20 protein-coding genes are annotated in these 11,933 nt (G+C 57.7%); 16 read left to right on the top strand and 4 right to left on the bottom strand.

Features of this window, described 5'->3' with window-relative positions:
- Positions 1–53 precede the first annotated feature (53 nt).
- From ACNFIA_RS18305 to ACNFIA_RS18260, 10 genes are all read left to right on the top strand, one after another.
- Positions 54–761: a hypothetical protein gene (locus ACNFIA_RS18305; RefSeq protein ID WP_017519856.1), complete on the top strand. Its 708-nt coding sequence runs from the start codon at positions 54–56 to the stop codon at positions 759–761.
- Positions 758–1,216 (top strand): hypothetical protein, encoded by a 459-nt coding sequence (locus ACNFIA_RS18300; RefSeq protein ID WP_017519855.1) that lies wholly within the window; start codon positions 758–760, stop codon positions 1,214–1,216. The genes ACNFIA_RS18305 and ACNFIA_RS18300 overlap by 4 nt, the downstream gene beginning before the upstream one ends.
- Positions 1,213–1,620 carry a helix-turn-helix domain-containing protein gene (locus ACNFIA_RS18295; RefSeq protein WP_416787378.1) on the top strand — a complete coding sequence of 136 codons (408 nt, stop codon included), beginning with the start codon at positions 1,213–1,215 and terminating at the stop codon, positions 1,618–1,620. Before ACNFIA_RS18300 ends, ACNFIA_RS18295 begins: the two co-directional genes overlap by 4 nt.
- A gap of 55 nt (positions 1,621–1,675) precedes the next feature.
- Entirely contained in the window at positions 1,676–1,879 is a 204-nt protein-coding gene (locus ACNFIA_RS18290) for a hypothetical protein (RefSeq protein ID WP_416787376.1), read from the top strand.
- A gap of 29 nt (positions 1,880–1,908) precedes the next feature.
- The gene (locus tag ACNFIA_RS18285; protein WP_017519852.1) at positions 1,909–2,118 is read left to right on the top strand and encodes a hypothetical protein; all 210 of its coding nucleotides are present in this window, start codon (positions 1,909–1,911) and stop codon (positions 2,116–2,118) included.
- 103 nt (positions 2,119–2,221) lie between these two features.
- Positions 2,222–3,142 (top strand): recombination-associated protein RdgC, encoded by a 921-nt coding sequence (gene rdgC / locus ACNFIA_RS18280; RefSeq protein WP_416787373.1) that lies wholly within the window; start codon positions 2,222–2,224, stop codon positions 3,140–3,142.
- 42 nt (positions 3,143–3,184) lie between these two features.
- The gene (locus ACNFIA_RS18275) at positions 3,185–3,430 is read left to right on the top strand and encodes a hypothetical protein (RefSeq protein ID WP_017519850.1); all 246 of its coding nucleotides are present in this window, start codon (positions 3,185–3,187) and stop codon (positions 3,428–3,430) included.
- 45 nt (positions 3,431–3,475) lie between these two features.
- Positions 3,476–4,147, top strand: coding sequence for a hypothetical protein (locus tag ACNFIA_RS18270; RefSeq protein ID WP_416787369.1), 672 nt, complete (start codon positions 3,476–3,478; stop codon positions 4,145–4,147).
- Positions 4,144–4,587 (top strand): hypothetical protein, encoded by a 444-nt coding sequence (locus ACNFIA_RS18265; RefSeq protein ID WP_017519848.1) that lies wholly within the window; start codon positions 4,144–4,146, stop codon positions 4,585–4,587. Before ACNFIA_RS18270 ends, ACNFIA_RS18265 begins: the two co-directional genes overlap by 4 nt.
- 85 nt (positions 4,588–4,672) lie before the next feature.
- On the top strand, positions 4,673–5,176 hold the full coding sequence (locus tag ACNFIA_RS18260) for a hypothetical protein (RefSeq protein ID WP_128082515.1): 504 nt from the start codon (positions 4,673–4,675) through the stop codon (positions 5,174–5,176).
- 23 nt (positions 5,177–5,199) lie between these two features.
- Here ACNFIA_RS18260 and ACNFIA_RS18255 read toward each other — a convergent pair whose 3' ends face one another.
- Positions 5,200–5,349: a hypothetical protein gene (locus ACNFIA_RS18255; RefSeq protein ID WP_370601799.1), complete on the bottom strand. Its 150-nt coding sequence runs from the start codon at positions 5,347–5,349 to the stop codon at positions 5,200–5,202.
- A 172-nt stretch (positions 5,350–5,521) separates the two neighbouring features.
- Positions 5,522–5,698, bottom strand: a complete 177-nt coding sequence (gene csrA, locus ACNFIA_RS18250) for a carbon storage regulator CsrA (protein ID WP_017519845.1) — start codon at positions 5,696–5,698, stop codon at positions 5,522–5,524.
- Between the two features lie 158 nt (positions 5,699–5,856).
- Here csrA and ACNFIA_RS18245 point away from each other — a divergent pair, with 158 nt between their 5' ends.
- Positions 5,857–6,300 carry a hypothetical protein gene (locus tag ACNFIA_RS18245; RefSeq protein ID WP_017519844.1) on the top strand — a complete coding sequence of 148 codons (444 nt, stop codon included), beginning with the start codon at positions 5,857–5,859 and terminating at the stop codon, positions 6,298–6,300.
- 47 nt (positions 6,301–6,347) lie between these two features.
- On the opposite strand, the gene ACNFIA_RS18240 is transcribed toward ACNFIA_RS18245, so the two are convergent.
- Positions 6,348–6,704, bottom strand: coding sequence for a histone-like nucleoid-structuring protein, MvaT/MvaU family (locus ACNFIA_RS18240; RefSeq protein ID WP_017519843.1), 357 nt, complete (start codon positions 6,702–6,704; stop codon positions 6,348–6,350).
- Between the two features lie 44 nt (positions 6,705–6,748).
- Between ACNFIA_RS18240 and ACNFIA_RS18235 the strand changes: the two genes are divergently transcribed.
- From ACNFIA_RS18235 to ACNFIA_RS18225, 3 genes are all read left to right on the top strand, one after another.
- Positions 6,749–7,927, top strand: a complete 1,179-nt coding sequence (locus ACNFIA_RS18235; protein WP_416787365.1) for a replication protein — start codon at positions 6,749–6,751, stop codon at positions 7,925–7,927.
- Positions 7,928–8,180: 253 nt separating this feature from the next.
- Positions 8,181–8,864 (top strand): hypothetical protein, encoded by a 684-nt coding sequence (locus ACNFIA_RS18230; protein WP_416787363.1) that lies wholly within the window; start codon positions 8,181–8,183, stop codon positions 8,862–8,864.
- 891 nt (positions 8,865–9,755) lie between these two features.
- Complete coding sequence (locus ACNFIA_RS18225; RefSeq protein WP_416787360.1) at positions 9,756–10,151, top strand: hypothetical protein; 396 nt, start codon at positions 9,756–9,758, stop codon at positions 10,149–10,151.
- A 322-nt stretch (positions 10,152–10,473) separates the two neighbouring features.
- Here the strand turns inward: ACNFIA_RS18225 and ACNFIA_RS18220 are convergent, their stop codons facing one another.
- Positions 10,474–10,752 (bottom strand): hypothetical protein, encoded by a 279-nt coding sequence (locus ACNFIA_RS18220; protein WP_416787358.1) that lies wholly within the window; start codon positions 10,750–10,752, stop codon positions 10,474–10,476.
- A gap of 194 nt (positions 10,753–10,946) precedes the next feature.
- Between ACNFIA_RS18220 and ACNFIA_RS18215 the strand changes: the two genes are divergently transcribed.
- Together ACNFIA_RS18215 and ACNFIA_RS18210 are read left to right on the top strand one after the other, a co-directional pair.
- Positions 10,947–11,582, top strand: a complete 636-nt coding sequence (locus ACNFIA_RS18215; protein ID WP_416787355.1) for a hypothetical protein — start codon at positions 10,947–10,949, stop codon at positions 11,580–11,582.
- The gene (locus tag ACNFIA_RS18210) at positions 11,579–11,932 is read left to right on the top strand and encodes a hypothetical protein (RefSeq protein ID WP_416787352.1); all 354 of its coding nucleotides are present in this window, start codon (positions 11,579–11,581) and stop codon (positions 11,930–11,932) included. The genes ACNFIA_RS18215 and ACNFIA_RS18210 overlap by 4 nt, the downstream gene beginning before the upstream one ends.
- The last annotated feature ends 1 nt before the right edge of the window (position 11,933 follow it).

Genomic DNA, 11,933 nt, shown 5'->3' with positions numbered 1-11,933 from the left:
GGCACGCGTAAAGCGCATTTCCAATGGAGTCATCTTCAGAGGAGTGCGTAAGCATGAAAACTCAACGTTCTACCTTCCAGGCCCCGCAAATGGCCCTGGATTTCAGCTTCCAGCAGCCAGGCCGGGTCTCGGTGAACAGCACCGCGTCCAAGGTCACCGATAACGACGAGGATCAGCTGCCGGGCGCCCCGAAGCGCAGCGCTGCTGCCGAGCTCTCGGACATGGTGGTCGACGATCGAGTCCTCTCGCAGGGCATCACGACCTGGCGCAACCTGGTCGACTTCGCGATCAGGACTGGGCACACCGAGCTCTATGAGAGTGAGGACGGCCGCCAAGGTCTCCGCCGGCCGGGCTTCCGCTATGCCCCGATCTCCCGTCTCCCAGAGAGAGCGCCGGAGTACGTCAAGGATGTCCTGGCCGGCCAACTGGCCGCCCGGCTGGAGAAGTTGAAGGTTCAGCTGTCTTCTGGGCGACTGACTGCAGACGACGAGTTCAAGGTCCAAATCAGCCTGGAGGGCTCGACCTTCCAGGTAAGCGTTTACGAAGGCAGAAAGCTGGATTCGAACTGGTCTTTCAAGCTGATGGATCTCCCGCGTACCCCCGGTCTGCCGGATGCTGATGAGGCCGCCCAGATCGCGTTCATTGCTCGAAAAGTGAAGCGCCTTCAACGCGAAGGGCGCATCGCCGGCGGCACACCGAACCTTATCGGCAAGGCGGTGCTCCGGGGCGTTTGTTCGGTTCTGGGCGAGGCCACCAAATGAACATTGACCAGTCGCTCAATCACCAGGTGATCCAGCACCTGATGTCGAGCAACCATCCGGATCTCCACTATGGTCGTGTTACCTCGAACCTGGTCGAGGTCGCCGGCGAGGTCATTCAAGACCAGTTCCTGGACAGCGGGTTCTGCATGCACTCCGCGTTCCTGGATGGCCAGGTGGTTGTCCAGACCTACCATGAGCCTCGCTCCGGAGCTTTCATGCCCGATGTTGGGATATCACTAGGCCTTTTCCTGGACGGCACCTCTTGTCCATTGAAAGTCCTGCTCCGTGCCAACTCGTCAACACCGGTGATGGTCCCTGAAGCCAATGGCCTCTTCGAGCCGGCCATTCGAATCAGTCGGGACTGGTTCTTGCCAGTCAGAGACTGGGCTCGATCTCCAGATCTGCTGATGTACTTGCGCGCGACGGCGATCCAGGTGCTGGGAGCTGCAGCATGAAAGCCCCGTCCGGAGTAGCGAAAACCATCGACCTGGCTGAACTCAGGGAAGTGTTCCACTTGAGGCAGGAGGACGTCGGCGACCTCCTGGGGGTCCACCGCTCCACGGTGATCGACTGGGAGAAGGGAAAACAGCCAAGTTGGCTACCACTGGTGTGCCTCGGCATCCCTACGACACTGGTGCTTAAGCAACCTGTCCCCGCGATTTCAGCAACTGACTTGGTAGCTGCCCGGGCGCAGCTGGGCATAGAGCAAGCCGACCTGGCCAATCATCTCGGCGTTCACGTGAGGACTGTTAGGACCTGGGAGGCAAAGCGACCACCCGCCTGGCTACCGGTCGCAATGATCGGTCTGGCCCTTCAGCTGCAGGCCCCCTTCTGGCACGCACGCGTCCGAGCAAAATGACGTCATCCCGAAGGCACTCCGCCGGCGGCAATCGAATCAACCAGGAAACAACGACATGATCATCCTCAGCGTCCCGAACGGCCCGTCCAAGCAGTACCAACACAGCGACATCAGCGCAGCCATGATGGATTTCGCGAAATCCCACATGTCTGGCCGCCTCGTGCAGGCCGTCGAAGATCCTCAGGCCAAATTCGGCATGCGCTTTGAGGCCATTCAGATCGATGACGAATCGATGTCCACTCCTATCACCGTTCACTGATAGGCATCTAAATGGCTCGAATCACGTTTATGAAGGATTGGGACATCAACGGGAAGCCTAGCTACCAGGTCACCAAAGACGGTCCCAGCGTCGCTACCATCCATTTCGTCGACCAAACGAGTCTTGCAACCCAGGGCGGTGGTGTATCTCACCCCCATTGGGTGCTGAAGCTCCATACAGGCCGGATCGATCGTCATCCGACACTCGCAGAGGCCAAGCTGGACGCGTTGAAGCTCTGACTGAGCCCCCCTCTCTCGCAATGAATTCCAGCCCCCTGCATCGAGTTGAACCCGCCGCATGCGCCGTTACTCTGGCTGCCTCCCCTGATTACGAGGCAGCCACATGTGGTTCAAGCAACTCCTCACGTACAACATCACCCAGGATCTGCAGCTCAACGCTGAGTCCCTCGAAGAAGCCCTGAAGAGCAAACCGGCCCGCCCCTGTGCCAGCCAAGAACTGACTACCTACGGTTTCACAGCCCCCCTGGGCAAGGGCCCCGACGCGCCGTTGGTGCACGCAAGCCAAGGCTTCTTCCTGATCTCCACCCTCAAGGAAGAACGCATTCTTCCGGGCAGCGTTGTCCGCGACGCCCTGAAGGACAAGATCGAGGAGATCTCCACGCAGCAGCAACGGAAGGTCTACAAGAAAGAGCGCGATCAGCTCAAAGACGAAATTGTTCAGACCCTGCTGCCACGTGCCTTCATTCGCCGCTCCACCACCCATGCCGCCATCGCGCCGAGCCTGGGCCTGATCCTGGTCGCCACCTCCTCTGCCAAAAAAGCAGAGGACCTGCTCTCGACCTTGCGTGAGGCGATCGGCTCCCTCCCGGTTCGCCCGGTCACCGTCATGGTTGCACCGAGCGCGACCCTCACCGAGTGGGTGAAAGCCCAGGAAGCCCCAGGCGACTTCCAAGTCTTGGCCGACTGTACGCTCCGCGACACCCATGAAGAGGGTGGCTCGGTGAAGTGCAAAGATCAGGACCTGACGAGCGAAGAGATCCAGCTGCACCTGACTGCCGGCAAGCTTGTAACCCAGCTCGCCCTGGCGTGGTCGGACAAGCTGAGCTTCGTGCTCGATGAGAAGCTCGCCATCAGCCGAATCCGTTTCGAGGACCTGCTCCAGGAACAGGCTCTGAAGGATGGTGGCGACGATGCAATGGCCCAGCTGGACGCCACCTTCACCCTGATGATGTTGACCTTCGCTGACTTCCTGCCGGCGCTGTTCGCGGCCCTGGGCGGGCTCCAAGTGCCGGAAGGCATCTGATCTAGACTGCCCGCTTCGGCGGGCACTTCTAGAGGACTCCCCATGTTCAACGCAAAGCAATTCACCCTGACCCAACTCGGTACCGACGAGCTTCCCGACACACTTCCAATCGGTAAGGTCCTTGAGCTCCTCAGCGCGAGCCACGTTGCTGCTATAGACGCCCGAAGCGACGTTGACGAATCCAGGATCAGTAGTCTCCGGAAAGCCCTGGCTGACATCGAAGCCACGTCGAAGGACCCGGTAATCACGCTAACAGCCCGCAGGGCCCTGACCAATGATGAGGACTGATTCACGATGACACAGGCCTTTGTACCTAGCCTTGGGTCTCTGCCAATGCTTGATGCCCTCCGACGCGAGCGCAGTCATGGCGATTTGCCCGGCTACCTGCAGGTGGTTCAAGGGATTCAGGTCCTGCTGAATTACGCCGGCGTGGTGGTTACCGAAGTGGAGGAGCGCGAAGCCTCAGAGGTAGTCCTGACGCTCGAACGAGAGGGCGTTTCCACTTCGCTATGGCTCCGGCCACTGGAACGCACTCAGCCCGGGATGGCGGTCTTCCCCCTGCAGGTGGGCGCGAAGTTCATGGCTTGCAAGCCATCAGCAACTCCCGCCGCAGAGTGTGAGGTCACCTTCGTGTACCTGCCGCCGACAACCACGATCAATGAACTGGTCGAGTATGCCTTCGGCGATCTGACCTACCAACAAGTCGAATCTATCCAGAACTTCTCTGCCGAATACGCGATGTCGGGACCGATCGAGCGGTTTCCGCGCGCAGCCCTGGTCATGCTGATGTCCAGCAACACCGCGGCTGACAAGCCTGGCAAGGTCTATTTCAAGCTCTGGCATCAGGCCGAGGGGAAAGCCGAACTCATCGAGCTGGAGCCCACTGATAGCCCTTTCAAAGCAGCAGAGCAGGCAAGGGATCTCGGGTACTCACCCACGATCTATCGCTGCCACAGTGGCTGCTACGTCGCCTTCCTATCTACCAGCGGATTTGACTTCCTATGATCTCCCGCGCGGTTGCTACCGCATTCCTCACCCTGACCCCGCTCCTGGCCAGTGCGGCTGAGGTCATCGAGTTCAAGACCCCGGTCACCTCCAACCTTCGAGTAGAAGCCGTACTCTGCAAGTCGCCGGAATCTCTGTACCTGCTCTACGAGGCCAGTGCAGTGGCTATGAAGGGTGGCGGGAAACAGGCTTTCCAATCGTATTTCCAGGCCGCTGCGACCGCTCTTGAGCAGGCCGGGGAGTGTGTCCTGGAGAAGGAACCTCAGAAAGTGAACGTCACCGCCATGGCTACCCTCACCAACCCCTTGAAAATGCCCGCCGGCGAGAAGGTCTACGGGCGTTTCCAGATGGCCGGCCTGAAGCGAGACGTCTATGCCATGGGTGAGGACCTCCCGGGCCTGATCGCGTTCATCAAGTCCACGGATCACACCGCCAAGTAACACCAACAAACGATGCGTGCTTGATCATCTGACGGGCCCGCACAGCAGTTGCCGCGCTTCCTATCCGCGCGGCAGAGAGGGGAAGGTGAATTTCACACTCTTGATCAGCCGCTTCAACGAAAGTGTTGAACGCCGGACATCCCACGAACTTCAGCTCGATTCGCAAATCAGCCGTCTTGAGTCCGCGTCCAAGGCATCAGGCGGGCGAATTGAGTCCCGGCTCAGCCTGGCCAAGCATCGCAGGCAGAACCTTCATCGTGAGCATCGTGGTGCTGCTGACTGGAGGTCCGCGGTGGCCATCCCCGCGTTCAACATCCTCTCCAAGGAGTTGGGCCGGAGCTACATCGGCGCCATTGTGCAGGGGGACGTAGCCGACTCCCTCCGCATGGTGTTCAACCGGTCAAATAGCAGCGAGGAGCAGGGTCCCAAGGCGATCGCCATAAGCATGAGGTCGACAGGCACTCCGCTCACACTGGCGATCTTGAAGGCCGTCGGCACGGAAAGCGGGGACTGGCATGAAGAGGAGGTCTCAGCTGACACACGAATTGCTGAACTCGCAGCCTGCACGATAGAAAAAGCCCGACTCTAGGTCGGGCTTTTTGTTGGGCTTCATCATTTTTCTATGGGCTTCGTCTCGACCCATTGAATGACCCCCGGGATTCCATAGGCGTCCTGCTCGATGGAATACACGTTGGTGACCATCTCGCCGGGCTGCTCAACACAACCGGTGCTCGAAGTGCACACCTTCGGGGCTTTCTTCATGTAGGGCTTCTCCTGCCGACACTCGATCGACGTCCGGAGCGCCTTGCAGACATAGCCCTCGAGCTTCAGATCATCAACGAGGTTACGGGTGGTCGGGCTCGGGTTCGCAATCCAGGCTGAGGAGCACCCGCCAACCAGGAATATGCCACCCAGGAGAGCTGGCCGGAAAAGGTTACGAGGCAACATTTTTGGCCTGAATCCGTCGGTAGATCTCTTCGCGGTGTACGGGCACATCCTTTGGGGCGTCGATACCGATCCGGATGTGACCCTGTTTGTTCGCGACAACCGTGACAATGATGTCGTCTCCAATGTTGATGGACTCGCCGGCGGTGCGGGTCAGAATGAGCATCTTGCGCTTCCTTGGGTGGTTGATCCTTCAATCACCATATCGAGGCGCTTCCCTCCATTCCATCCAAGTCGCCCGTCGGGATTTCAGCCCCCCACTTTGGCTTGGAAACACCTCCACGCTGGTTAATCTCGGGCCATCACCAATGGCCGGATCAGTATGTGAAGCAGGTTCTCTCTCTCAAACGACTGACACTCTTTGTCGGCTTCGTCGCGACCCTCGGAGCTGGCGCTGCAGCAGTCACCTTCCATGGCCAATCCACTCCACAGGTCAGCCCTAAAGGCAGCAGTGATGCCAGCGTGTCGAGCGATGAGATCACCAAAGCACGCATTCAGAAACGGTACCTCAGCGCCCCAGGCCAGTTTGACCTGGATGCATCTGCGAAGGAACTGGCCGGGGTCACCATCGAGGGCGAATACCACATCTGTGCTGAGAAAGTAGAGATCACCGCCGAGCAGTACATCGAGATCTCTCGCATGCTCGATAAGCCCCGTCCCTTTGCCAGTGAGTTCAAGGCAGTAGTCGATCGCGCGCTGTCTTCCCCGGATGGGGTGTCGGACTGCAGCTACCGCGTTCTGGCATTGATTGATCGGGCTGCAAAGTGATCAGGCATGAAAAAGGGGCCATCAAGGCCCCTTCCAGATCAGCTGAGTTACTCGATCCAGCTGTTTACGGCTTCTGCCCCGTATTGGTCTTTCCAGGCCTTGAGGGTGCGGTGGTTGCCGCCCTTCGTTTCAACAACCTCGCCAGTGTGCGGGTTCTTGTAGCGTTTCAGGGTACGCACACGCTTATGCGTACGCACCGGCTTTTCAGCGCGCGCTTCGGGATCGAGCAGCTTAATCACGTCGCGAAGGCTTTTATCGTAAGAACCCATCAGCTCGCGAAGCTTGCCGCTGAATTCCGCTTCGGCCTGGTAGCCCGGGCTGCTGATGATCTCTTCACGTTGTTTTTGCAGCTCGGCGATTTGTGCGTCGATGTCTGCGACTTGCTGGACCTTCGAAACCATCATCTTCCCCTTCCAGTTGTTGTTAATGGCATGCCGAAATGGACGTAATGGATTCGCACAACGACTTGCTCACTGGTTTGGATTGTAATTCGCAATCGCTGTCACGAACAGAGACCGGTGTAACTGCCAGGATAAATAAAATCCGAAACAGGGGATCAGGTCGTAAAGAACCAGTTTCTCTGGTCCCATCCTCCCTTCCTTTGTTCTCTGCATATCAGATCACCCTTGATGACAGCGACCTAGGAAATTTGGTCAATATCTACGACGCGTTGCCTCGATTTGCCTGGTCTGGAAAAACTGTCCACTCCATTAAGGAAATGAAGATGGTCAAAGAAGGCACCATCAATGGAGAGCCGTTCAGGGTTGAAATCCATGCCGTAGCAATGTCGAAACGCCTCAAGGTCAAGGGCAAGCTTTCCCAAGAGCCTGAGCACGTCGGGGTTTTCCCCGGAGCGAGGGAGGAATTTGTGGAGGAGGCCCTCCGCAAATTCTCAACTCAAGGAAGTCCCAAGTTCAATGAAGATGAGTGTTCTGTGCAATTCACGCTCTACGAGCTACAGAAAGAACTCCAGAGCCAAAAGCACACCTACACATACGCTGAACTTCGGGAGGCGCTGGCTATACTAAGCGCTTCGTGGATTCTGATTCAAACCCGCACCAGCGATGGGGAGGAAATCGACATATCCTCCAATTACCTCCCTTTCCTAGCGGTTCGAAGCAGAAACAAAAGAAGCGCCGCATACAAAGAGCCAGGTCCTGGTGAAGACCCGGAAAGCGCAGTTCTTTGCAAGGCGGTACTGCATCCGTTGATCTCCCAAAGCATCGCTAAAGGTGATTTCCGGCTCTACCAATACGCCACGTCGATGAGTTTAACTAACGGCTTGGCCCGGGCCCTATTCAGAATGCTTTCGTTCAAATGGCGAAATGCCTCACCAAATCACCCGTTCTCGTTCTCCCTGGTAGAGTTTCTCTCTGGGACGGCGCGAGGCCTTTCAAAGCGTATGCCTGAAGACTTTCGTGCTATGAACATTGCTCTCGAGCAGTTGGTGAAAGAGAAGGCTATCCAGCGCTATGAGCACACCAAGGTTCGCTTGCCGAAGGGTAAAGGCGCCGCGGACTACAAATACCGCCTCTGGCCAACGAACGAGTTCGTTACCACGATCGTCAAGGGACACCAGGCGGAGGCACGTCGTGAGGTCCAGAGACTCGCTCAACGCGCTCGCTGAATATCCCCCGCCGGCGGGGAGACCCGCCGGTACCACCCAGTAGGCCCCACTGGGTCTACAGAGGATCGTCCCACCATTCCCTCCCCTCTGCCGTCACCCCAGCACTCAGCCTGCCCTCTTCTCACCGCTCTGCCACCTTGCGCCCGATTTCTGGTAGTGAGGAATGGCACACGATGCTCAAACTTCCCGGACAGGGTTCTGGCACCAACTCAGGTCTTGGATCATTCCTGATGTCAGCCAGGAGCCCGCAAGCATGTCCAATCAACCGTCCGCAGCCAAAACCATCGCCGGTGCCCAACAGGAAGGCACTCTTCGCCCAATCAATCGGGTGAAGCTCAGGGCTCAACTGGGGATGGTCGATGAGGTCACCGCGGCCAGCATCAGAAGGGCTATCAGCTTCGTAATCGAGAGGGTTCTCGACTACTACCAGGTAGTGGCCTACACAGGCCCAGGTTACGTGTTCGGCAGAGTCGACAGCGACTTCCCCTCAGCCCTCTACGCGGCTCCGCATCACAACTACATGTACGACCGGTGGGATCATCGTGAGATGAGCCCAACGCATCCTACCTGCAGCAATGAGAAACTGATCAACGAGGCCGGCTGGCTCTGTTTGGATACGGCCTGCCGTGTTGCAGTCTTCGAGCTGGCGCTCGAGGTACCGGAAGCTAAAAAGGTGCTCGAACATGCCCGCAGCGCCGTCATGTCCATGTGCGAGGACCGGACAATATCCGAGGTGAATTGGCGGGAGTCCCGCCGGAGACTTGGCACGCCAGGCGTCCGCAAGATTCTCCGTCGAATGCTCGCCAAACTGCCGGCCGTAGATATTGGCCGAGGCTCCATTCGGCCAGTAATCCTTGCACCTGGTGCCCTAAGGTCAGGATTGAATCACGTTACCGACTGGTCCAACGGATCGACCCCTTTGGCCGCTGCAGTCTGACTCGGCCGCCTGGTATTTCGCTCGAAAACGTAGTGAGGAATGCTCCACGTTGCGCGTGATCATCTTGGCAGGCCCGCTATGAGAATAAAGTCCGTCCCACCAGTGGAGGCTCTACGCTGCTGAACATCACGCCCAAATCGACACCTGCAGCCTGCTTCTAGGTAGTAGGGTTTGCTCCACGTTAAAGCCAAAGTCGTTCAGCGGCTTCAGTTCCCAAGTGCAAGAACTGCTCAGCTGTTACTGAGGAATACCCCATCATTTCCCGCAAGGGACCACTGAAATCCTCCCGCAGCCCAGACTGAGCCAAACCATTCCTACTCAGGTTTGCCTCACGATTGTTGGGTGGCGATCCTCAGGTTGATCCAGGAACGATCTTCCTGATAGGCCTCTCCGCACATCTCATTCCCTCGCCTGTACTCCCCCGAATTTCCGTTCACAAATCTGACTCTGGAGCATTTCTCCGGGCCCACCCATGACCCACTCACAGCGATATCCAGTAGTGAGGTATGGCTCACGGTTGTAGTCAGGTTTGCTCCACCGGAGGGTTTTCTGTGCGTTCTCTGATCAGGAGCAGTCAGGACTTGTGCATCGGGATACTGAGGAATGCTCCACGTTGTGAAGGGCAGTAGTCAGGTTTGCTTCACGGTTTCAATCCATACAGTGGAGGATTACTCCACGATCTGATGGACCTTTCCCGCGCACAGTCAGGTTTGGCCCACGAATCTAGTTGGGTTTGCTCCACGATTATGAACATATCCTATTGATATATATAGACTTTATACCAGCCTCCTTTTCTTTTCCTTTTTCCTATTATTTTCCTTTGTGCAGAGGGTAGTGGCACAACTTGGAGCGTGCGGGAATTCACCCACCAAATCAGGAGGAGTTGAATCCATGACCGCCACCCAAGCATCCCTCGCTTCCCGGGCCAAGGCCTGGCTCGAAACGCCCAGAGGCCTCGCCGAGATCCAGGACGCCCACAGTAAGCTGCTGGGAAAAATAGATAGGGATTCCTCAGTAGACCCTGAAGACGGGAAAGCTGCCCTTGGTGAGCTCATTCAGGGCTATGTCGACGCCGGCGGCGACATGTTCGATCTCTATCAGGAACAGGCGCCTCTGGTACCGCCTACACAGGCCCACCAGGAGAGCCATTGCTCTTCGCCCAAGATCGATCTTTCACCGCTCAGCCCTGACGTTCCGCCAGGCCCACCTCTCACCAAGGAGCAAAAGGCCAAGGCGCTCCAGGAGATCCGGGCGATCCTGGGCCGGCCAAAGCAGGCTTCTGCGTGATGAATGCTCTAGAGCAGGCTCGGCAGTGGCTCACAGACGAGAAACCAGGCCCTGACGAGATCAGACAGTCGATCGACAACCTTTGCCATCAGTTGGTCGGGTGCCGATCAAAGAAGGGACAAGCTGAGCTTCAAGCGGCGATCCAGCTGCTGATGAGCCAGTTCGGCGATACCCCGGAGGTAGCTCTTCCGGAGCCCCCAACAGCGGCCCAACTGGACTATGGGTCGTTATTCCCTGTCAGTGATGAGGCCCTGGCCCCCATCTCGATTGAGGAGCGACGCCAGCGCTTTGAAACCCTCAGAGAGGAGCTAGAACGGCCCTTCTAAGCCTCTGCACGTGCACGGCCTTTCAATGGCTCCGAAGGCAGGCTCGGTACAACGTCAGAGTCGACGAAAATCTCAGCGTCAAAGAAGGCGACCATCGCTTGCAGATCGGGAGAGCGAAGCAGCTTGGCAAGCGCAGGTCTTTCAGCGGTGATCGCTTTCCAGGCCTCCTTTCTCCGGCTCTCAGGCAAACCTGTGAGCCGGACGAACTTCTCCTCCCCGCTCAACGCCGGCACGGACATCGTCGTCAGCCAGGCCATCTCTCGCATCACAGTCATACCGATCGCTCCAACCTGAAAGGCATGACTCTGCCAGCGTTGGCAGCTGGTTCAAGCCAACACTCGGGGCGGAATTTCAGCCCCTCACTTTGGCGTGAATACCGAAGGGGCGTCGTTAGAATTGGGCAGACTACTGGTCAACACCAACCGTGCCCCAGACCTTCCAGGAACCTGGCACCCGTAAAGGACCCCCAATGCGAATCATCATGCTCATCCCTGTTGCGGCCCTCGCTGTAGCCGTCTCCGGCTGCGCGAACAAGGAGCTGCAGGAGACCTCCTACAGCTACGAATCCAAGGTCCACTCGGGCACAGTCCAGGTCGTTGAACGTACGGACGGCCCGTCCGTGGAATGCCCCAACTTCTGGCGGGATGGCGAACCTTACAACCCGACCGGCATCAAGCAGATGACCGGCTTCCGGCTGAAGGTAAATCTCCACAGTGGCTCCGATTCCAGCCATGGCCAGGTTCTGGACGTGGTTCTGCCCTCCAACAACGGCCATGAGGTCGTGATGAAGGACTTCCAGAAAGAACGCACCTGGTTGTTGGGGGCTGAAACCAATGGACTGGTGAAGACAGGCGAGATCTTCCATTACCCCGAGGGTTTCTTCATCCGAGCAGCAAGCCCTCAGATCAAAGAGAACACCATCAGCTTCTGCCTGGGCGTTGATCGGATGTACGTACCTCAGGTCGACCTCAACAGCAGCACCAACCCACTGATCCGCCTGGATCGGCTCAACGTACGGTTTGCCGGCGTGAGTGGTGAAACCATCGAGTATGACTTTGGCTCCATCGAACCGATCCGCGTGACCGTTTCCGCGGAGGCTCTATGACCACTCCGGCGACGCAATCGGCCCTGATTTTCAGTGGCGACCGTGGCCTTGCTTGCCCCTTCAGCACGCTGACTGCCAAGGAGCTTATGGAGTACATCCTGGGCTACTACGAGAGCCTGCATCCCCCGTTCATGGCGGTGGTCTATCAAGAGGGGAAAGAGGAGTTTCTCTACCGCATCCTCAAGGATGGCTATGGCCTAGAGCCCACCTCTAGCTGGGATCAAGTCGAGCAACTGATCTTGGCCACCGAGGACCTGCAGCCAACCCCTAAGCAGCAACTCGACCATGAATCCTTCATGGAACAAGCAGCCTGGCGACTCATCACCCTTACCTTTTCGCAGACCCTGTGAG

This window comes from Pseudomonas sp. NY15437 (genome assembly GCF_048068435.1).
GTDB lineage: Bacteria > Pseudomonadota > Gammaproteobacteria > Pseudomonadales > Pseudomonadaceae > Pseudomonas > Pseudomonas nitroreducens_B.
This window is presented reverse-complemented; position numbering and strand designations above follow the sequence as displayed.